Genomic DNA, 19,250 nt, shown 5'->3' on the forward strand with positions numbered 1-19,250 from the left:
ACGACGGCAGGAATCACAAGAGCCCCGAATCACAAGAGCCCCGAATCACAAGGCACCGAATCGCCGGGGCACCGAATCGCCGGGGCACCGAATCACCGCCGCCGGCGGCGGGAACCGCCGAGCGAAAGCGGCGGGATGGCCTCATAGAGCGGCATCCGCACCCAGCGCTCGCCCGTCTCCCGGAACTCAGCCCTGGTGGCGAAACGGTACAGGTAGCTGTTGACACGCACCCAGCGCGGCGGATCGCCGTCGAACGGGTCGGCGCGGAGTAGCCGCAGCGTCCGCTGGTCCGCCTCCAGCAGTTTCGTGAGGAACGCGTAAAACCACTCCTCGTGGACGGTGCGCAACGGCAGGAACCACATCAGCCAGTCCAGCCGCAGGTGGTAGGGCGCCCACTGGCGGGGCAGCCGGCGAAGATCCCCGGGTTTGCCCTTAAACCCATATTCGCGCCAGTCCGCGGAGTCCTCAGGTTCTTCGTCCAGGGTGCCCTCCACCACGATCTCGACGCGGTGCTTGGTCACGGTACCAAACGCGCCGTACGTGTTGACCAGCTGCCAGCGGTTGAAGCTGGCATTCATCAGCTGCCCCTTGGAGAGCAGGTTGCGCACGGGCCAGTAGCTGAGGACTACCAGCAGCATTGTGGCCACCAGGGTGATGGCAAGCCAGTACGGGGGACTGCCGCGGCTGCCTTCCTCAGGATCCCCGTCCAGCGGCAGGAACGGCAATACGGCGTGGGCCACGGGGTCGCTGACCGCGGCGAAGGCCAGCACAATGGCCATCCAGTTCAGCCACGCGAAGTTGCCGCTGGCCACCAGCCACAGCTGGGTGAAGATGATGATTCCCGCGGCGGCGCTTGCCACGGGTTGCGGAGCGAAGAGGAAGAACGGCACCACGAGCTGGGCGAAATGGTTCCCCAGGACCTCCAGCCGGTGGAAGGGTTTGGGCAGGAGATGAGCCTGGCGGCTCAGCGGCCCCGGCATCGGCTGCGTTTCATGATGATAGTAGAGGGCGGTCAGGTCACGCCACTCCCGGCCGCCGCGGATCTTGATCATCCCGGCGCCGAACTCCAGCCGGAACACGAGCCAGGCCAACAGGATCAGGATGGTGCGCGGCGGCTCCGTCTGATCCGAGCCAAGGAAGGCCACCGTGAACCCGGCCTCCAGCAGCAGCATTTCCCAGCCGAAGCCATAAAACGTCTGCCCCACGTTGACGATCGACATGTAAAGCAGCCACAGGGCCAGAAATGCGATCAGCGGAACCCACGGCGGCCCAAGCTGGGGGATGCCGGCCACCAGGAGGGCGGAAATTGCCAGTCCGGTGAGGCAGACACCACGCAGCAGCCGGTCCGAATAGCGCCAACGGAACAGCGTGGGCCGCCGGCGCACGCTGAACCCCTCCAGATAGTCCGGAACCGGCAACAGGCCACGTTCGCCCAGCAGTGCAGGGAACTGGTTCAGGGAGGACAGGAACGCAACGAAGAACAGTGCCGCCACACCTCGCTGCAGCACTTGCCGGGCGAATCCGTACTCCGGCGCATCGAACCAGGAAACCCAGTCCACGCAATCCACGTTACGCCCGGCGTCGCTGTCCGCCCACTAGGATCGGATGGTGTTTGCATTGGTGCTCATTGCCGTTGTTGCAGGGGCACTGGCCCAGCGGCTGGCCGGCCTCGGATTCGGCCTTCTCGTCTCTCCCGTCCTGGTGGTGCTGCTCGGTCCCTTCGACGGCGTCATGATCATCAACCTGTGCGGCGCAGCCTCATCCCTCCTGATCCTTTCCAGGGTCTGGCGGCATGTGGAGTGGAAGCGCTACTTCGGACTGGCGCTCGCGGCCCTCGTAGGGGTAGTGCCGGGTGCCTGGTTGGCCAGCAACGTGGCCGAAGCGCCGCTGGAGATTTGCATCGGCATCCTCCTCATCATCGCCCTGCTGGCTTCGCAACGGCTGACCCGCAGCTCCTGGCGCGCCAGTGGCCCCGTTCCCATGGTCTCCCTCGGCTTCACCAGCGGACTGATGAACGCGGCAGCGGGCGTCGGCGGACCGGCCATCACCGCGTACGCCATTGCCACCCGCTGGGAGCAGAAGAGTTTCGGCGCCACCCTCCAGCCCTATTTCGTGACCACCGGACTGTCTTCCCTGGTGATCAAGTACGTACTATCCGGGGGACATGTTCCCGGCCTGGACGGCTGGCAATGGCTCAGCATCCTGGCCGCCATGGTGGCGGGAATCATCGCAGGCGATCTGCTGTCCGGCAAGGTCAAACCCGCTGCCGTGCGGCGGATCGTTGTGGCCATCGCCTACATCGGAGCCGTGTCCACGCTGGCCAAGGGTTTCATCGAGCTGGCGGCGGGCTGACCGGACCGCGGGCCACGTGCGGGCCGTGGTGCGGGATACTTAACCAATGCAGCCTCGCAGAATCGTCATCCTCGGATCCACCGGTTCCATCGGCACCCAGGCGATTGACGTCGTCGACGGCGCCCCGCACCTATTTGAGGTAGTGGCGCTCAGTGCCGGCGGAGGGAACCTGCAGCTCCTGGCCCGCCAGGCCGTCCACACCGGTGCCGCCGCTGTGGGCATCGCCGCAGGGGATCCGCGCAAGCTGCAGGACCTGATCTCCGAGGCTGCCCGCCTCGCCGGGCGGCAGGACTACCGCCCCGAAATCATCGCCGGCCCGGACGCCTCGGCCCGCATCGCCGCGGTAGAAGCGGACGTGGTGCTCAACGGCATTACCGGCTCCATCGGGCTCGCCCCGACCCTCGCCGCCCTGAAATCAGGTGCAACGCTGGCGCTGGCCAACAAGGAATCGCTGATCGTCGGCGGAGCGCTTGTCAAGGCCGCCGCCCGCGAGGGACAGATCGTGCCGGTGGATTCCGAGCACTCAGCGATAGCGCAGTGCCTGCGCTCCGGCTCCGCGGCCGAAGTTGAGAAACTCATCCTGACGGCCTCCGGAGGGCCTTTCCGCGGCCGGACAAGGGAACAGCTCCACGACGTGACGCCGAAAGAGGCCCTGGCGCACCCCACGTGGGACATGGGGCTGATGGTCACCACCAACTCGGCCACGCTCGTCAACAAGGGCCTTGAGCTTATCGAGGCGCATCTGCTGTTCGACGTGCCGCTGGACCGGATCGACGTTGTGGTCCACCCGCAGTCGGTGGTCCACTCCATGGTCCAGTTCATTGACGGGTCCGTCATCGCCCAGGCGTCCCCGCCGGACATGCGCCTCCCCATTGCCTTAGGGCTGGGCTGGCCGGACAGGGTCCCCAAAGCGGCCTCCCCGTGTGACTGGACCAAAGCCACCAGCTGGACGTTCGAACCCCTGGACACCGTCGCTTTCCCGGCCGTGGACCTGGCCAAGGACGCCGCGAAGCAGGGGAGTACTTTTCCCGCCGTCTTCAACGCGGCAAACGAGGAAGCGGTCATGGCGTTCCACTCGGGACGCATCCGCTTCACCGAAATCGTGGACACCATCGATGCTGTCCTCAGCGAACATTCAGGATCCTCCGGGCTGACGCTGGAGTCGGTACTGGATGCTGAAAACTGGGCACGCACGCGTGCCCACGAACGTTTAGCAGTCAGCAGTCTCTAGGAAGCAGCAGATCCACGCATGAGCCCCGTCCTCCTCTTTATCCTCGGCGTCGTCTTTGTGGCGATCGGCATTGCCGTGTCCATTGCGCTGCACGAAGTGGGGCACCTGGTGCCCGCCAAGCTGTTCAAGGTGCGTGTCACCAAGTACATGATCGGCTTCGGCCCCACCCTGTGGTCCAAGCGGAAGGGCGAGACCGAATACGGCGTGAAAGCGATCCCGCTGGGCGGCTACGTGTCCATGATCGGCATGTATCCGCCCAACAAGGACGACGGAACCGTCCGCCCCTCCAGCACCGGCATGTTCCAGACACTGGCCACGGAAGCCCGGTCCATGGCACACGAGGAAGTGGGCCCGGAGGACGCAAACCGCGTGTTCTACCGGCTGCCGGTGTGGAAGAAAATCATCGTGATGCTGGGCGGGCCGGCCATGAACCTGTTGATCGGTGTGGTCCTGACCGCCGTCCTGCTGATGGGCTTCGGCATGGCCACGGCCACCACCACCATCGCCGACGTCTCCAAATGCCAGGTGGCGGCCGGCGAGACCGTTGATCCCGATTCCCCGGACTGCAAGCTGACCCCCGCGGCCGCTGCCGGGCTCCTGCCTAACGACGTGGTCACCTCCTTTGACGGGAAAGCTGTCACCGGCTGGGACGAGCTGACCGAATGGATCCGGGCCTCCGCGGGCAGGGAAGTCAGCATCACTGTGGAGCGCGACGGCGCGCCCGTCACCACCACGGTGACGCCGGTGCTCTCCGCCCGCCCCGTCGTCGGCGTGGACGGACGCCAGGCAAAGGACGACGCCGGCACCCTCCTGTACCAGGACGTCGGCTTCCTGGGCATCGGCGCGCAGACCGAACTGGTTCCCCAGCCGGCGTCGTCCGTCCTGCCCATGGCGGGCGAAAACATCAAGCAAGTGGCTGGCGTCGTCTTCAATCTGCCCGCCCGGGTGGTGGGTGTTGCCAAGGCGGCCTTCAGCGAGGAAGATCGCGACCCCAACGGCCCCATCAGTGTGGTGGGCGTGGGGCGCGTGGCCGGTGAAGTGGCGGCCATGGAGGAAGTGCCGCTGCAGTCCAGGATCGGGGCACTGGTAGGGCTGCTCGCCGGCTTGAACTTTGCGCTTGCGGTCTTCAACCTGATCCCGCTGCTTCCGCTCGACGGCGGCCACGTGGCCGGAGCGCTGTACGAGGGGGCGCGGCGACGGGTGGCCAAGCTGTTCGGCAAACCGGATCCGGGCGCTTTCGACATCGCCAAACTGCTTCCCGTGACTTACGTGGTGGCCACGTTGCTGATGGGCATGAGTTTGCTGCTGATCTATGCCGACATCGTGAAGCCGGTGAACCTGTTCGGCTGACTCCTGCGGACGTCTGGCTGGACGGATGTCCTGGATCTACCATGAAACATGGCCACGTTCGCCGTCCAATCAAAGAGCATCAGCCGCTGGATCCAGGCCGGATTGTGGGCGCTGCCTGTCTCGTGGCTTGTCACCGCCTGGTCCACGCTGGACCCGCAGCCGGACCAGGCGAAGGACCCGGAGGCGTGGGCCCGTTTTGTCAGCTCCGATGCGTACCAGTTCAGCCATCTTTTCGGCAGTACCACAGGCACCATCCTGGCCCTGTTCGGTCTCTTTGCTTTGGGCTGTTCCATGGCCAACAGCAGGACGGGGCGCCTGGCAATCGCCTCGATGGTCACAGCTGTTGCCGGCACGGCTTTGCTGCTTGTGCCGGCGGTGATTTCCACGTTTGCCACCCCCGCCATCGGAAAGGCATACCTGGGCGGAAACCAGGACGTGATGCAGCTGGAATTCCCGGCATCCATGACCGGGGCGTTCCTGCTGGGCCTGCTGCTCGCATTCGTTGGCACGGTGCTGCTGGGGATCGCGGTATGGCGTTCCCACGTGCTGCCGCGCTGGGCCGGGGCCCTCTGGGTGGCCGGCGCTGTGGTGTTCTACGTCCTGGGCGTTGTCCTGGGGCAGGCAACTACGGGAAGCAGCCTGCCGTCCCAGGCCGCCGGGGCCGTACTGATGGCAGGCGCCGGCGGGTGGATCGCCTGGAGCGGATCCCGGCAGGCCACGGCAGCGCCTGACCGGATCGGGTGATTCCAGCAAATCAGCCTTTATTGGCTGATATTTAATAATCAGCTATTTTTGATTGATTATGAGTGATCACCTGCGTACGGTTAGGGCATGTACGTACTGACCATCGACCAGCGAGGCAGCACTGCCGACGTCGACCGTGTTCCCGATCTGATCGCCGCACTGCGCACCCTCACACCGGCGCCCTTCGAACGGTCCGTGGGTGATGAACTCCAGGGTGTGGTGGAACATGCCGAGGACGTGGTGGAGATCGCCCTGTACGCGCTCCGGAGCGGGCACTGGTACGTCGGGATCGGGATCGGGGCCGTACAGCTCACCCCGGGCGGAAGCCCCCGGGAAGGTTCCGGGAGCGGCTTTGTGGCAGCGCGAAAGGCCGTGGAACTCGCCAAGGGCTCGGCTGGTCACGTGCCATTGTCGGTGGTGTCCGGCAGTATTGGCCGTGGACGGGAGATGCCTCCCCACGCCAAGGAAGGAGCCATGACCACTGCAAATGCCCAGGCGGTGCTTCGCCTGATCGGACGGGTGGTGCAGCAACGCACACCAGCACAGTGGCGGGTGGTGGACCGGTTGCGCGCACTCCAGGGCGGCGATGGAAAGCACGGCAGCCAGAAACGCGTGGCCCAGGAACTGGGAATCACGGAGCAGTCGGTGAGCCGTGCCGTGCTCAGGTCAGGCTGGCTTGAGGAATGGGCCGCCAGGCCTGCCGCGGCCATGCTCCTGGACCACGCCCATTCCCAGATTGAAGGAGACCGGTGAACGCACTCTGGATCGCAGTTGCCCTGTTGGTGGCCGGATTCGCAGGATGGCCTGTGACCGCACTGGTGTTCCGGCTCGCCAGGACCATTGACGACAAAGCGGACGCAGCCACCAAATCGGACCGGGACGCATCAGCCCAGGACCCTTCAGCCGATGTCACGGTGGACACAGTTTCGGAAGCCCCGCGGGCCGGTACGGGGCAAACCGTCGACGGCGAGCTGACCACGGGTGGCGGCCAGGCGCCGTCTGACGCCCCTCAGCCGGCGCCCGCGCTGCCGGCCCAGCGGATCCTCCGCGGCGGGGCAATCATCGGTGTCCTGGAACGCCTGGGCGTCTGCGTGGCCATCCTGACCGGACAGCCGGTGGCCATTGCCTACATCGTGGCCATCAAGGGCCTGGGCAGGTTCGCCGAATTGAAGGAGACCCCCGTGGCTGCGGAGCGGTTCATCATCGGAACGCTCACGTCCATGCTGTGGGCTGCGGGAACGGCGGCGGTGATCAAGGTGGTGCTCCTGCAGTGAGTCTTGCCGACTGCCCGGATCGGCGACAGCCCACCCCTGGGGATAGGGTGTCCTTATGACTGTTTTTGCCGTTGAGTATGTGTACGCCGCCGATTCCTCCGCCGTCCGTGATGACCACCGCCCCGCGCACCGCGCCTGGCTGGCGGGTCTGGCGGACGAGGGCCAACTGCTGACCAGCGGACCCTACGGTGACGGGGCGGGCGCCCTGCTGATCTTCAAGGTCCAGGACGAAACCGAGCTGAACGATCTCCTCAAGCAGGACCCGTTCGCCGTCGCCGGCACCATTGCCGGGATCCGGACCACCGAGTGGACTCCCGTGATCGGCCTCCTGGCCGCGCACGCATCCTGATTCCCGGACCCTTTTTACTACCGAAACACCTACCCAAGGAGTCCACGTGACCTCGGTCAGCCTGGGAATGCCGTCAGCACCGCCGCCCGTTCTCGCCCCCCGCCGCAAGACGCGGCAGATCAAAGTGGGTTCCGTCGGGGTCGGTTCGGACTCGCCCATCAGTGTGCAGTCCATGACCACCACGCCCACCACGGACATCAACGCCACCCTGCAGCAGATCGCGGAACTCACCGCCTCCGGTTGCGACATTGTGCGCGTCGCCTGCCCGTCGGCCGATGATGCAGAGGCCCTGCCAATCATCGCTCGCAAGTCCCAGATCCCTGTTATTGCCGACATCCACTTCCAGCCGAAGTACGTCTTCGCGGCGATTGAGGCCGGCTGCGCGGCAGTGCGGGTGAACCCGGGCAATATCCGCAAATTCGATGACCAGGTCAAGGAAATCGCTCGCGCGGCGAAGGACCACGGGACCTCAATCCGGATCGGCATCAACGCCGGATCGCTGGAGCCCGGCATCCTGAAGAAGTATGGCAAGGCCACCCCCGAGGCACTCGTGGAATCCGCTGTCTGGGAAGCGTCGCTGTTCGAAGAGCACGGTTTCAACGACTTCAAGATCTCGGTCAAGCACAACGACCCGGTCATTATGGTTGCTGCCTACGAGATGCTGGCCGAGCAGGGCGACTGGCCCCTGCACCTGGGCGTCACCGAAGCCGGGCCCGCCTTCCAGGGCACCATCAAGTCCGCCACAGCCTTCGGGGCGCTCCTGGCCAAGGGCATCGGCGACACCATCAGGGTTTCCCTGTCGGCGCCTCCGGTGGAGGAAATCAAGGTGGGAAACCAGATCCTCCAGTCCCTGAACCTGCGTCCGCGTAAACTGGAAATCGTCTCCTGCCCGTCATGCGGCCGCGCCCAGGTGGACGTGTACACCCTTGCCGAACAGGTCACCGCAGGGCTGGAAGGCATGGAAATTCCGCTCCGCGTGGCAGTGATGGGCTGTGTTGTCAACGGACCGGGCGAAGCCCGCGAAGCCGATCTGGGTGTGGCGTCCGGCAATGGCAAGGGGCAGATCTTTGTGAAGGGCCAAGTCATTAAGACTGTGCCTGAGAGCGAGATTGTTGAGACACTGATCGAAGAGGCCATGCGCATAGCTGAAGAGATGGGGGAGGCCGATGGCGAAGATGCTGTCAAGGGTAGCCCCGTGGTTAGCGTCTCATAAAGAGGACGCCGCGCCGGCGGGGATATCCGTCCGGACCCTGGCCGGCGCGGACACCGCTGCCCTGCGGCGCCTGGCGTCGCAGGATCCGGTGGCCAATGTCTTTATCCTGGCGCACCTCCGGGCGGCGGGCTCTGCCGCGCCCACTGCTGGTGGTGCCGGCGTCCTGGGAGTTTTCGACGACGGCATCCTGGTCGGCGCGTGCTGGGCAGGGGCAAACCTGGTCCCGGTCCAGCTTGACCCCGAATTTGCCGGGCTTGTCGCTGCCGCAGCAAGCAATTCCGGCCGCCGTTTCGCTTCCGCCTTTGGTCCCGCGGATGCCGTCCTTGCCCTCCATGCTGAGCTGGCTGAACTGGGGCATGCGGCCCACGAAGTGCGGGATGAACAGCCGCTGATGACGTTGTGCGGGCCGCCGTCGGTGGAGCCGAACGCGGATCTGGGGCTTGGCCGGCTGGCCGATTTTGACCGGATCCTTCCCGCCTGCGCCGCCATGTTCGAAGAGGAAGTGGGCTACTCGCCGTTCCTCGGGGCAAGGAGTTCTACAGCCGCCGCGTGGAAGGCCTCATCCGGCAAGGCCATTCATTGGCACACGTCAACGACTCCGGCGACGTTGTGTTCAAGGCCGAGCTGGGAGCTGTGACGGCCGACGTCACGCAGATCCAGGGCGTATGGATGAACCCCGGCTACCGCGGACAGGGTCTGAGCGCCGGCTACATGGCTGCCGTGGTGGAGAAGGCGCGCACGCTTGCCCCCGTCACCAGCCTCTATGTCAACGGCTTCAACCTCCGGGCGCGGTCCACGTACGAGCGCGTGGGCTTCCGCCAGGTTGGCACCTTCGCTACGGTTCTGTTCTAGCCGCCAGCTCGCTGGCCTCAGCGTCGCCGCCTTTCAGGCCACCTGCCGCCGGTTCACCCGTCGGCTTCAGGTCACCCGTCAAGTAATGCTGGACGTTCGGAGCCACGAGCCGCACAATGTCGTCGGGCGAGGCAGACGCGAGTGGTTCCAGGCGCACCACATACCGGACCAGCATCACTCCAACCATCTGCGTGGCCACAAGGTTTCCGCGCATGGCCACTTCTTCGGGCGGACCGGGGACTCCTGCCATGATCCGGCCGAGGATGGTCCGCTGCACCAGTTCCCGCAGCAGCAACGTCTTGGCCTTGGAGCCGATGGTCCCCCTGAGGAAGGCCACCAGGCTGTGCTGGGCCGGGCTCTCCCACAAGCGCAGCACGGCCCGCACGATCGCGTCTGCCCGGTCCTCTGGCGAGTAGCCGTCGACGCCCGCCAGGACCTTCTCCGGGTCGGCCGGCAGTGCCACACTCAGCGCAAAAAGCTCGTCCTTGCCCTTGAAGAAATGGTGGATCATGGCGGGGTCCACGCCGGTTTCCCGGGCGATCTGGCGCAGGCTGGTCCCTTCGAAACCGTGTTCGGCGAAAAGCCGCCGGGCTGTGTCCAGGATCTGTTCCCTCGACTCGGTGGTCCCGCCGCGCCGGCCCCGCCGGCCGGTACCAGCCGCGCTGCCTGCGGGACCCGGGGCGTCCGCCGGATCATGCTGTCCGTTCACGCGGTCCGCCGCCGCAGGGTCAGGGATGCGAGCACCAGGACAGCCAGGACAATGGCCACGATGACTCCGGCATCCATCCACAGCTGGTCTGTGGGCTCGGTGTTGGCGGCGATCTCCTGGAGTGCATCCACCGAAAAAGTCAGTGGAAGGACATTCGACACAGCCTCGAGGGCCTCGTTCATCCTTTCGCGGGCCACAAAGAGGCCACAGAGCAGGATCTGCGGGACCACCACCACCGGCATGAACTGCACGGCCTGGAATTCCGTCCGGGCGAAGGCCGAACAGAGCAGCCCCAGCGCGACGCCAAGAACGGCATTGATCACGGCAATCATGACCACCAGTCCAGGGCTGCCTTGGATGTCGAGCCCGAAGATCCAGTAGGCGACGGCGGTCGCCACCAGCGACTGCAGGGCGGCCATGATGGAAAATGCCAGCCCGTAGCCGAACAGCAGGTCCGCTTTGTGGATGGGAGTGGTCAGCAGCCGTTCCAGGGTCCCCGAGGTGCGTTCCCGCAGCATCGTGATGGACGTAACCAGGAACATAACCACAAACGGGAAGATCGCCAGCATCATCAGGCCAACCCGGTCAAAAGTCCTGGGCACGCCCGGCGGCAGCGTTTCATTCTCATAGAGAAAGTACACGGCGGTGAGGAGCAGCGCAGGGACCACCAGGATCAGCGCGATGCTGCGGTGGTCGTGCCGGAGCTGGTCCAGGACGCGCCGGGTGGTGGCCAACAGCATCAACAGGTTCATGACCGTACCGTCCTTTCGGGGGAACCGCTGGGCACTTCGGCGGTGTCCTGGATGATGTGCAGGAAAGCCTTCTCCAGATCGGCACTGTGCCCGCGCCGGCTCAATTCCCCCGGCGTTAGCTGCGCCAGGAGCTTTCCTTCCCGCAGCAGGAGGAGTGATCCGCAATGGCTGGCTTCCTCCATCACATGGCTGGAAACCAGCAGGGTGGTCCCGGACTCGGCCATGGACCGGAAGCGGTCCCACAGGTCAGCCCGGAGCACCGGATCAAGGCCCACGGTTGGCTCATCCAGGACCAGCAGGCTGGGGCGAGCCACCAGGGCACAGGCCAGCGACACCCGGCTCAGCTCTCCGCCGGAGAGGTCACCGGTTTTCTGCCTCGCCTGCGGTTCAAGCCCGACGGCGGCGATCGCCTCCGCGGCCTCGGCGCGGCCCTTGCGGTGCATGGCGCCGAAGTAACGGACGTTGGCTTCGACCGTGAGGTCCGGATACACGCTGGGGGACTGGGTCACGTAACCCACCCGGTGTCGCAGGTCAGGGTGCCCGGCGGGCAGCCCCAGCACTTGGACCGAACCGGACGTGAGCACCTGGACGCCCATGATGGCCCGCATGAGCGTAGTCTTGCCGCTGCCGGACGGGCCCAGCAACCCGGTGATCTCGCCGGCCTGGATGGCAAAGTCCAAGCCGCGCAGGACGGGAACCTTTCCCCGTGTGACGTGCAGGGCAGTGGCGGCCACAGCGATGCTGGCTTCCGCGACGGCCGGGGCGGTAGCTGCTGAATGGGACATTAATGCCTCCGAATGCTGGGAGTCCGCGTTTGAATTCACCAGGTGATGAATTCAAACTAGACCTGCCAAAGGCGGCCGTCAATTACTTCGAATGGAAAAACCCTTGTGGATGTGTCGGCTATCACATATGTTCGATCTAGCTGCGCTGGAGTGGGTGGGCGGTCTCACCAGTCCTCACCAGTACCTAGGCGTCAACGGCCATGGAGCCACGTCCGCATGTAATGACCAGCCGTTTACGGCCAGGGGCTTTGCATGCAGGGCGTGGCTCTATTGCGTTCCGCCCCGTCCAGCCCCCAGCAAGGCCCCGCATCCGGGTCCGCGCCTGTCTCAGGCCCGGCTTACTCTGGCCCGGCTCAGGTTCCGCCGCCGGGCCGGGCGTGGATTTGCCGGTAGATTAGTACCCAGAAGAATTGCCCTGTCCTGCATTTCCAGCAGCTAGTCCCAGAAACGGATACCCACCCTTGGTCACAAGAATGTCCCAGCTTTTCCTGCGCACCTTGCGTGAAGATCCCGCCGATGCCGAGGTGGCCAGCCACCGGCTCCTGATCCGGGCGGGGTACATCCGCCGGGCCGCGCCGGGTATCTACACCTGGCTGCCGCTGGGCCTCAGTGTGCTGCGCAAGGTGGAGCAGGTCATCCGCGAGGAAATGGCGGCCATCGGCGCCCAGGAAGTCCACTTCCCGGCGCTGCTGCCCAAGGAACCCTACGAGGCCACCAACCGCTGGACGGAATACGGCGAGGGCATCTTCCGGCTCAAGGACCGCAAGGGCAACGACTACCTGCTTGCACCCACGCATGAGGAAATGTTTGCCCTGCTGGTCAAGGACCTGTACTCGTCCTACAAGGACCTGCCGCTGAGCATTTACCAGATCCAGAACAAATACCGCGACGAAGCACGCCCCCGGGCAGGCTTGATCCGTGGCCGCGAATTCATCATGAAGGACTCCTACTCCTTCGACGTGGACGACGCCGGCCTGGACGCCAGTTACGCCGCCCACCGCGTCGCCTACCTCAAGATTTTCGAGCGCCTGGGCCTGGAAGTTGTTCCCGTTGCGGCCACCGCCGGTGCGATGGGCGGGTCCAAGAGCGAGGAATTCCTGCACCCCACCGAGATCGGTGAGGACACTTTTGTGCGCTCCGCCGGAGGGTACGCAGCCAACGTTGAAGCCGTCACCACGGTGGTTCCCGCGGACATCGACTTCAGCAACGCCCCTGCCGCGGAGGTCCGCGACACCCCGGACACCCCCACCATCGATACGCTCGTGGAGGCTGCCAACCAGCTCGCTCCGCGGACAGAGGCCGACGGCGGCGCCTGGACCGCCGCTGACACGCTCAAGAACGTCGTCCTCGCCGTGACGCTGCCCACCGGGGAGCGCCAGCTCGTCGTCATCGGTCTCCCCGGCGACCGCGGCGTTGACCTCAAGCGCGTCGAAGCCAACATCGGGTCCTTCCTGCCGATTGCCGGCGAAATCACCCTCGAAGCCGCCAACGACGACGACCTCAAGAAGCAGCCCCTGATCGTCAAGGGCTATCTCGGCCCCGGTATGTCCCTGGACGCGCCGCTGCTGGGCACCGAGGGCTCGTCCAAGCTCCTCTACCTGGTGGATCCCCGCGTCGTCAGCGGCTCCGCCTGGGTCACCGGCGCCAACGAGGCCGGAAAGCACGTCTTCGGCCTCGTCGCCGGACGCGACTTCGCCTGGGACGGCGTCATCGAGTGCACCGACGTGCGCGCCGGCGACGAAGCTCCGGACGGTTCCGGTCCGCTCGAGACCGCCCGCGGCATCGAAATGGGCCACATCTTCCAGCTGGGCCGGAAGTACGCCGCGGCCCTGGACCTGAAGGTCCTGGACCAGAACGGCAAGCAGGTGGTGGTCACCATGGGCTCTTACGGTGTCGGTGTCACGCGCGCTGTCGCGGCGTTGGCCGAATCCAACCACGATGCCAAAGGCCTGATATGGCCCCGCGCCGTCGCCCCGGCAGATGTCCACGTGGTGGCCGTCGGCCGCGGCGAGGAAATCTTTGCCGCCGCCGAGCAGCTGGCCCTGGAACTTGAGGCCGCAGGCCTGGACGTCATCTATGACGACCGGCCCAAGGTCTCGCCCGGCGTAAAGTTCGGCGACGCGGAACTCGTCGGCGTCCCCACCATCCTGGCCGTCGGCCGCGGCCTGGTGGACGGCGTTGTGGAAATCAAGGACCGCCGCACTGGCGAAGCCGAGAACGTGGCCGTGGACAAGGCCGTTGACTATGTGGTCAACGCCGTCCGCAGCTGACCTGCGGAGTTGATTTCCGGGTTCGAGTCGATCCAGCTCACCACAATCATCCTGATTGTGGTGGCTGGATTTGCTGCCGGCTGGGTGGACGCCGTGGTGGGTGGCGGCGGTCTGCTCCAGCTGCCGGCCATGCTGCTGGTACCCGGGATTACGCCGGTCCAGGCCTTGGCCACCAACAAGATGGGGTCAATTTTCGGCACCGCCACGAGTGCGGTGACGTACTACGGGCGGGTGAAACCGGACCTTCGGACAGCCGTGCCCATGGCGGTGATCGCCCTTGCCGGCAGCTTCGCCGGAGCGGTGCTCGCCGCCACGCTGCCGGCGAGTGTCTTCAAGCCGATCATCGTGGTCGCGCTGGTAGTCGTGGCGCTTTTTACGGTGCTGAAGCCCAACGTCGGTGACCTCACCGTGCTGCGGCATGATGGCCGCACGCACTACGTGGTGGCGTGCATGATCGGTGCCGTGATCGGCTTCTATGACGGCCTGATTGGTCCGGGCACCGGTTCCTTCCTCATCATCGCGCTCGTCTCGGCGATGGGCTATGCCTTCCTCGAGGCCAGCGCCAAGGCCAAGATCGTGAACATGGCCACCAACGCAGGCGCCCTGTTCTTCTTCCTGCCCCACGGGTCAATCCTGTGGGGTGTCGGTCTGCTGCTGGGCCTGGCTAACATGGCCGGCGGCTACCTGGGCGCACGGACTGCGGTGAAGCAGGGCAGCCGCTTCATCCGCGTTGTATTCCTGCTGGTGGTGGGCGCGCTTATCATCAAACTCGGCATCGACGTCTGGCAGGAAAACCTAGCCTGACAGGGTAGTCGAAACCCTCGCAGCCGCTATCCGGCCGGGCGTACCATGCAGGTATGTCCGCAGGCGGGGAACCCTATTCGGAAGCATTGTCAGTCGCGGCCCGTCGCGCCGCCGAGTGGCTGGCCAGCCTGCCGGACAGGCACGTCGGGCCCGCCCAAAGTGCCCACGATCTCGCGGCTGACTTCGGCGGACCCCTTCCCGAGCAGGGCACGCCTGCCGCAGCTGTGGTTGAGTACCTGGCGGACAAGGCCGAACCGGGGCTGATGGCCATGCCCTCCGGGCGCTTTTTCGGCTGGGTGATCGGCGGGACCCTGCCTGCCGCCCTTGCCGCGGACTGGCTGGTCAGCGCCTGGGACCAGAACTCGGGCCTGCGTTACGCCACCCCCGCCATAGCCGCCATCGAAGAAGGGGCCGGCCACTGGCTGCTGGACCTTCTCGGGCTGCCGGCGGAATCCGACGTCGGCTTCACCACAGGTGCCACCATGGCCAACTTCACCGGGCTGGCCGCTGCCCGGTGGAGGTTGCTGGCCGATGCCGGCTGGGACCTCGACGGCGAGGGCCTGGCAGGCGCCCCGCGGATCAGGGTGCTTTGTGGGCCAGGAGCGCCACGAGACCATTGACCTGGGCCTGCGGTACCTCGGCCTCGGCCGGCCCGTGGCGGTCCCCGCAGATGCCCAAGGCAGGCTCTTGGCGGTGGAGCTGGACCGGCTGCTGTCGGAAGGGTCCGGGCCCGCGCTGGTCTGTCTCCAGGCCGGCAATCTCCACTCCGGAGCCTTCGACCCCTTCGACGCGGCCATCGAGGTTGCCCGGCGGCACGGTGCTTGGGTGCACGTGGACGGCGCGTTCGGGCTGTGGGCCGCGGCCGTGCCGGAATTCGCGGACCTCACTCGCGGCATGGCCCTGGCCGATTCGTGGGGGACCGACGCCCACAAGACCCTCAACGTCCCGTACGACTGCGGTATCGCCATCGTCAGGGATTCGGCAGCGCTGCGCAGCGCCATGGGATTGCAGCACACCAGCTACCTGATCCACGACGTCGAGGGTCCGGGCGACCCGTTCGAAAAAGCGCCGGAGCTGTCCCGCCGCGGCCGCGGAGTACCGGTGTGGGCCGCCCTCCGCTCCCTGGGCCGGGACGGCGTGGCAGCCCAGGTCCGCGGGCTCGCCGACGCCGCTTCGCAGATCGGCAGCCGCCTGGCCGACGTGGACGGTGTCGAGGTGCTCAACACCGTGGACTACACGCAGGTTTCGCTCGCGTTCGGGGACGACGCCACCACGCGCGCCGTGACAGCCCGGGTGATCGAGGACGGCAAGGTCTGGATGTCGGGTTCACGCTGGCAGGGCAGGGATGTCCTGCGCGTCTCGGTCAGCAACTGGAGCACTGACGCGGACGACGTCGGCACTGCCGTCGAGGCGGTCAGCTCGGCTTTGTCGGCTGTGAAGGCAGCGGGCTGACCACCCTGGGATACAGTCCAGCCTGTGAGGCACTATCCAGCCAGGGAGGCCACCGTCGCTCAGCTGTCGCTCTGCCCCGGCTCAGGCAGGGCGTGCGCCGAGGGGAGACCATCGAGGGTCCGCCCGGCAAGGGTGCTAGCCACCCAGAGTGACCGGGCCAGATCTCCCTGGTGGCGCGGCAAGGACGCGTAGCAGAGGGCGTTCTCCACTTCGCGTGCCACGGCCCACTGGCGCGCAGCTTCGGCGTCGAGGCCGGCCGCGGCGCTGAAGTCCTGGCACCGCCGCCTCAATCCTCCGGCCGGATCGCTCCCGGGCAGGTCGCCGAGGCGGTTCCACAGCAGCGGTGCCACCGCGAACTCCGGTTCGCCGATCATGGGCTGCGGGTCGATGGCGACGAAGGCTTCCCCGGGCAGCCCTCCGCTGATGGTGTGGGGCCGGGCCAGGATGTTCAGGAAATGCAGGTCCGTATGGACCAGGACATCGCGGCCCGAGCGGCGGCCAACGGCGCCGCGGGTCTGGCAGACTTCCAGGGCCGCCTCCAGTAGCCAGCGCGGGAACGGGCGGCCCTGCTGTTCCCAGTCGGCGGGCAGGTCATCGCTCCATTGTTCGGCCCGCCCGGCGATGTGATCGAACTCCTGCCACTGCGGCCGGCCGTCCGGCACCAGGCCCAACTGCCGCACGGTGCCGCCCCACGCCACCGCCGCCTGATCCAGCGGAAGGGTCTGGAGCGAGGAGTCCGGATTCAGCCGCTCCAGCAGCATGGCGCACGTTCCGGCGTCGGATTCCAACAGCCGGACGGCGCCGGAGCCACCCCACAGCGCCAGCGCATGGCGTTCCACCCGTGCCTCATCGTGGGGAAACGCGATTTTGAGCGCCGCAGGAGTCCCGTCCGTCCGGCGGACTGGAACCACCACGCCGCCGTGGCCATGCCACGGGAGGGCGCCGGCTTCCAGGTCAACAGCCAGTTCCCAATGCTCCAGCCGCCCCTGCACCAGTCCCGGGAGGGAGGAAAGCCAGGCCCGTCCCGCGCTGCTGTGGCTGTAACGCCCGCTGAGCGCTGGCGGGATCGGCACGCCAATCTGGACACTCACAGGACGCCGCTTGCGCCAAGCAGGTTGCCGATCGAGAACGTGGCAGCCAAGGCCAAAGCCCCGCCCACGACCACCCTGGCGGCGGCCCGCAGCTTCGAACCGCCACCGATCCAGGCGCCCAGCGCCCCGGTGGCAGCGAGGGCCGCCAGCACGGCCGCGAACGTCAGGGGGACCCGGATGTTCTCCGGTGGCAGCAGGATGGCGGCCATCGGCAGGATGGCGCCGATGACGAATGCAGTCGCCGAAGCAATGGCGGCGTGCCACGGACTGACGATGTCTGTCTCGTCGATGTTCAGTTCGGCAGAGAGGTGCGCGCCCAGGGCGTCGTGGGCCGTCAGCTCCCGGGCCACGGCGCGGGCTGTGTCCAGGCTCAGGCCCTTGCCCTGGTATATCGCGGTGAGTTCCTCCAGCTCTTCCTCAGGCTGGTCCTGCAGTTCCAGGCGTTCCTTTTCGATCAGGGCCTGCTGGCTGTCCTTCTGGCTGCTAACGGATACGTATTCGCCCAGGGCCATGGATACTGCCCCACCCACCAGGCCGGCCATGCCGGCGACGAGGATCGGTCCGGACTGCGTGGTGACTCCCGCAACGCCCACCACGATTGCGGCGACCGAGACGATGCCGTCATTGGCACCGAGCACGCCGGCTCGCAGCCAGTTCAGACGCTGCGCGACGTCGTTCTGGTGTGGCTCATTCTCATGAAGGGCGGGGGCGCTGGCACTGTCCATGCCTCCAGCAAAGCATTAGTGCCTGCGCCTGGCCAGTGTGCCGTGCCTTGGCTACGAATTGCCGGGAGTGCTGGTTGTGGAAGTCTGCGGAGTTGATACAGGCTCCGGCAGGTGCGGCAGGAGTGCTTCGTCCAGGACCAAGCCGGGGACCGGGCCTGGCGACGCACGCCAATGGACGGTCCGCCGGGCCGCCGACTGAAGTGCCGAGAGTGCCCATACGCGTTCGCGCCCCGCGCTGAGCGCCACCACGTCGCCGAACACCGGAAGGGTCCCCGCCTCCAGGGTTCCCAGCCCATCTGCAGGGTCGGCCAGGAACGCCTGGCTCAGGACATAGCCGGGCTGCCTCGGAGGTACCGTGGCGCAGCGGGACCTGCCCATGGCCTCCGCTTCGCCCCGGAGGACGCCGTGCTGGGCCAGGAAGGTCGACGCCGGAGCAGCGGACCCGGAGTCAAGCCTGGTCAGCGCGGCCTGGTACGCGTAGACCAGTTCCAGCTCTCCCTGCACGGCCGAGGCCAAGGCTGAGCCAAGTTCCACGCCAGTGCCGGCGGCGGGGTCAGCTGCTTCGCTGGCACAACCGGCGGCTACTGAGGCCGAAACAGGCAGGGTGGGCGCCGGCGATGCGGGCGAGGAGGGGTCGGAACCCGGGAGTGCAGCCAACGCGATCCCGGTCGCCGAGGCCAGGTCCTCTGCAGCCAGAAGCTGCGCAGTACCGGTGCCGGCGAGAAGGCGGGCCATGCCGCCGTCGGCCGTTTCAGCGTCCCGGAGCCGCCGTGCCCCGCTTGCGTGGAGGGCAGCGGCGAAGTTCGCGGTGGTGGACGGCCGGGTGACGGTGGCCAGCGCCGTGAACGGGGCAGGGACGGGGGCAGTAGCCGCACGGTCCAGGGCAGGATCGCCGGCCGCATCAGCCGGCAGCATCAACGCGCGGGCCTGGACAGTCAGCAAAGTCACAATCCGGGCCAGGGCGGCCGCTTGTGGGGCCGGCGCAGTGGCGCCGGCAGTGACTTCGAGGTCCAGGCCAGCGGCCCTGAGGGTCAGGGAATCCGCGAACGCGGATGCCCTTGCCTGCTCGGAAAACGGCGGCGCCGCAGGCGGGGACGGTTCACGGGGGATGAGCACCAATCCGAGGCTCACCACCAGAAGGGCGGCCAGCGCAAAAACGGCGTACTGGAAATAACGCCTTCGGCGGCCGGATTCCTGCGTGTCGTCTTTCACAACAGACCATGTTCTCACGCCTCATGCGGATCTTCGTGCACCACTGTGGCCGGAAAATCGTTAGGCTAGTAGTCACAACATCATC

At 66.5% G+C, this 19,250-nt stretch carries 17 protein-coding genes and 2 pseudogenes; 12 read left to right on the forward strand and 7 right to left on the reverse strand.

Features of this window, described 5'->3' with window-relative positions; genetic code table 11:
- Window positions 1-92 precede the first annotated feature (92 nt).
- Window positions 93-1,559, reverse strand: a complete 1,467-nt coding sequence (locus tag NIBR502772_RS09380; protein WP_141139985.1) for a lipase maturation factor family protein — start codon at window positions 1,557-1,559, stop codon at window positions 93-95.
- Window positions 1,560-1,605: 46 nt separating this feature from the next.
- Here NIBR502772_RS09380 and NIBR502772_RS09385 point away from each other — a divergent pair, with 46 nt between their 5' ends.
- The 9 genes and pseudogenes from NIBR502772_RS09385 to NIBR502772_RS09425 all read left to right on the forward strand — a co-directional run bounded on the left by NIBR502772_RS09385 (window position 1,606) and on the right by NIBR502772_RS09425 (window position 9,365).
- On the forward strand, window positions 1,606-2,352 hold the full coding sequence (locus tag NIBR502772_RS09385; protein ID WP_246848749.1) for a sulfite exporter TauE/SafE family protein: 747 nt from the start codon (window positions 1,606-1,608) through the stop codon (window positions 2,350-2,352).
- A gap of 46 nt (window positions 2,353-2,398) precedes the next feature.
- Window positions 2,399-3,583 carry a 1-deoxy-D-xylulose-5-phosphate reductoisomerase gene (gene dxr, locus NIBR502772_RS09390; RefSeq protein ID WP_141139986.1) on the forward strand — a complete coding sequence of 395 codons (1,185 nt, stop codon included), beginning with the start codon at window positions 2,399-2,401 and terminating at the stop codon, window positions 3,581-3,583.
- 18 nt (window positions 3,584-3,601) lie between these two features.
- A complete protein-coding gene (locus NIBR502772_RS09395) occupies window positions 3,602-4,933 on the forward strand; it encodes an RIP metalloprotease (RefSeq protein WP_141139987.1) in 1,332 nt (443 codons plus the stop codon).
- Window positions 4,934-4,981: 48 nt separating this feature from the next.
- Window positions 4,982-5,677 (forward strand): hypothetical protein, encoded by a 696-nt coding sequence (locus NIBR502772_RS09400; RefSeq protein ID WP_141139988.1) that lies wholly within the window; start codon window positions 4,982-4,984, stop codon window positions 5,675-5,677.
- An 87-nt stretch (window positions 5,678-5,764) separates the two neighbouring features.
- Entirely contained in the window at window positions 5,765-6,430 is a 666-nt protein-coding gene (locus NIBR502772_RS09405; protein WP_141139989.1) for a MarR family transcriptional regulator, read from the forward strand.
- Entirely contained in the window at window positions 6,427-6,951 is a 525-nt protein-coding gene (locus NIBR502772_RS09410) for a hypothetical protein (protein WP_141139990.1), read from the forward strand. Before NIBR502772_RS09405 ends, NIBR502772_RS09410 begins: the two co-directional genes overlap by 4 nt.
- Window positions 6,952-7,006: 55 nt before the next feature.
- Window positions 7,007-7,300 carry a YciI family protein gene (locus tag NIBR502772_RS09415; RefSeq protein ID WP_141139991.1) on the forward strand — a complete coding sequence of 98 codons (294 nt, stop codon included), beginning with the start codon at window positions 7,007-7,009 and terminating at the stop codon, window positions 7,298-7,300.
- 46 nt (window positions 7,301-7,346) lie between these two features.
- Window positions 7,347-8,513: a flavodoxin-dependent (E)-4-hydroxy-3-methylbut-2-enyl-diphosphate synthase gene (ispG, locus tag NIBR502772_RS09420; RefSeq protein WP_104063099.1), complete on the forward strand. Its 1,167-nt coding sequence runs from the start codon at window positions 7,347-7,349 to the stop codon at window positions 8,511-8,513.
- Window positions 8,476-9,365, forward strand: a pseudogene (locus tag NIBR502772_RS09425) (GNAT family N-acetyltransferase). Before ispG ends, NIBR502772_RS09425 begins: the two are co-directional and overlap by 38 nt.
- Here the strand turns inward: NIBR502772_RS09425 and NIBR502772_RS09430 are convergent.
- Genes NIBR502772_RS09430 through NIBR502772_RS09440 form a run of 3 tightly spaced genes read right to left on the reverse strand, consistent with a single transcriptional unit; the run spans window position 9,349 to window position 11,611 of the window.
- A complete protein-coding gene (locus tag NIBR502772_RS09430) occupies window positions 9,349-10,074 on the reverse strand; it encodes a TetR family transcriptional regulator (protein WP_141139992.1) in 726 nt (241 codons plus the stop codon). The pseudogene NIBR502772_RS09425 and the gene NIBR502772_RS09430 overlap by 17 nt on opposite strands.
- On the reverse strand, window positions 10,071-10,814 hold the full coding sequence (locus tag NIBR502772_RS09435; RefSeq protein WP_056348486.1) for an ABC transporter permease: 744 nt from the start codon (window positions 10,812-10,814) through the stop codon (window positions 10,071-10,073). Before NIBR502772_RS09435 ends, NIBR502772_RS09430 begins: the two co-directional genes overlap by 4 nt.
- An 8-nt stretch (window positions 10,815-10,822) precedes the next feature.
- Window positions 10,823-11,611, reverse strand: a complete 789-nt coding sequence (locus NIBR502772_RS09440; RefSeq protein ID WP_141139993.1) for an ABC transporter ATP-binding protein — start codon at window positions 11,609-11,611, stop codon at window positions 10,823-10,825.
- Between the two features lie 461 nt (window positions 11,612-12,072).
- On the opposite strand from NIBR502772_RS09440, the gene NIBR502772_RS09445 reads away from it, so the two are divergent.
- From NIBR502772_RS09445 to NIBR502772_RS09455, 3 genes and pseudogenes are all read left to right on the forward strand, one after another.
- Window positions 12,073-13,881 carry a proline--tRNA ligase gene (locus NIBR502772_RS09445; protein WP_141139994.1) on the forward strand — a complete coding sequence of 603 codons (1,809 nt, stop codon included), beginning with the start codon at window positions 12,073-12,075 and terminating at the stop codon, window positions 13,879-13,881.
- Between the two features lie 9 nt (window positions 13,882-13,890).
- Window positions 13,891-14,685 carry a TSUP family transporter gene (locus NIBR502772_RS09450; protein WP_141139995.1) on the forward strand — a complete coding sequence of 265 codons (795 nt, stop codon included), beginning with the start codon at window positions 13,891-13,893 and terminating at the stop codon, window positions 14,683-14,685.
- A gap of 53 nt (window positions 14,686-14,738) precedes the next feature.
- Window positions 14,739-16,137: pseudogene (locus NIBR502772_RS09455) on the forward strand (aspartate aminotransferase family protein).
- Window positions 16,138-16,196: 59 nt separating this feature from the next.
- Here NIBR502772_RS09455 and NIBR502772_RS09460 read toward each other — a convergent pair.
- From NIBR502772_RS09460 to NIBR502772_RS09470, 3 genes are read right to left on the reverse strand one after another with little or no spacing between them, the layout of a single operon-like run.
- Complete coding sequence (locus NIBR502772_RS09460; RefSeq protein WP_141139996.1) at window positions 16,197-17,228, reverse strand: aminoglycoside phosphotransferase family protein; 1,032 nt, start codon at window positions 17,226-17,228, stop codon at window positions 16,197-16,199.
- Window positions 17,225-17,953: a VIT family protein gene (locus NIBR502772_RS09465; protein WP_141139997.1), complete on the reverse strand. Its 729-nt coding sequence runs from the start codon at window positions 17,951-17,953 to the stop codon at window positions 17,225-17,227. Before NIBR502772_RS09465 ends, NIBR502772_RS09460 begins: the two co-directional genes overlap by 4 nt.
- 51 nt (window positions 17,954-18,004) lie before the next feature.
- The gene (locus tag NIBR502772_RS09470) at window positions 18,005-19,165 is read right to left on the reverse strand and encodes a DUF4439 domain-containing protein (RefSeq protein ID WP_141139998.1); all 1,161 of its coding nucleotides are present in this window, start codon (window positions 19,163-19,165) and stop codon (window positions 18,005-18,007) included.
- Between the last annotated feature and the right edge of the window lie 85 nt (window positions 19,166-19,250).

Origin of the sequence: Pseudarthrobacter sp. NIBRBAC000502772 (assembly GCF_006517235.1) — a bacterium.
Classification (GTDB): domain Bacteria; phylum Actinomycetota; class Actinomycetes; order Actinomycetales; family Micrococcaceae; genus Arthrobacter.

What these genes read in the sequence shown, in the direction of transcription:
- NIBR502772_RS09385 (WP_246848749.1), top strand. Translation starts at nt 1,606, where the DNA reads ATGGTGTTTGCATTGGTGCTCATTGCCGTTGTTGCAGGGGCACTGGCC.
- NIBR502772_RS09440 (WP_141139993.1), bottom strand. Translation starts at nt 11,611, where the DNA reads ATGTCCCATTCAGCAGCTACCGCCCCGGCCGTCGCGGAAGCCAGCATC.
- NIBR502772_RS09435 (WP_056348486.1), bottom strand. Translation starts at nt 10,814, where the DNA reads ATGCTGTTGGCCACCACCCGGCGCGTCCTGGACCAGCTCCGGCACGAC.
- NIBR502772_RS09405 (WP_141139989.1), top strand. Translation starts at nt 5,765, where the DNA reads ATGTACGTACTGACCATCGACCAGCGAGGCAGCACTGCCGACGTCGAC.
- NIBR502772_RS09415 (WP_141139991.1), top strand. Translation starts at nt 7,007, where the DNA reads ATGACTGTTTTTGCCGTTGAGTATGTGTACGCCGCCGATTCCTCCGCC.
- NIBR502772_RS09465 (WP_141139997.1), bottom strand. Translation starts at nt 17,953, where the DNA reads ATGGACAGTGCCAGCGCCCCCGCCCTTCATGAGAATGAGCCACACCAG.
- dxr (WP_141139986.1), top strand. Translation starts at nt 2,399, where the DNA reads ATGCAGCCTCGCAGAATCGTCATCCTCGGATCCACCGGTTCCATCGGC.
- NIBR502772_RS09400 (WP_141139988.1), top strand. Translation starts at nt 4,982, where the DNA reads ATGGCCACGTTCGCCGTCCAATCAAAGAGCATCAGCCGCTGGATCCAG.
- NIBR502772_RS09395 (WP_141139987.1), top strand. Translation starts at nt 3,602, where the DNA reads ATGAGCCCCGTCCTCCTCTTTATCCTCGGCGTCGTCTTTGTGGCGATC.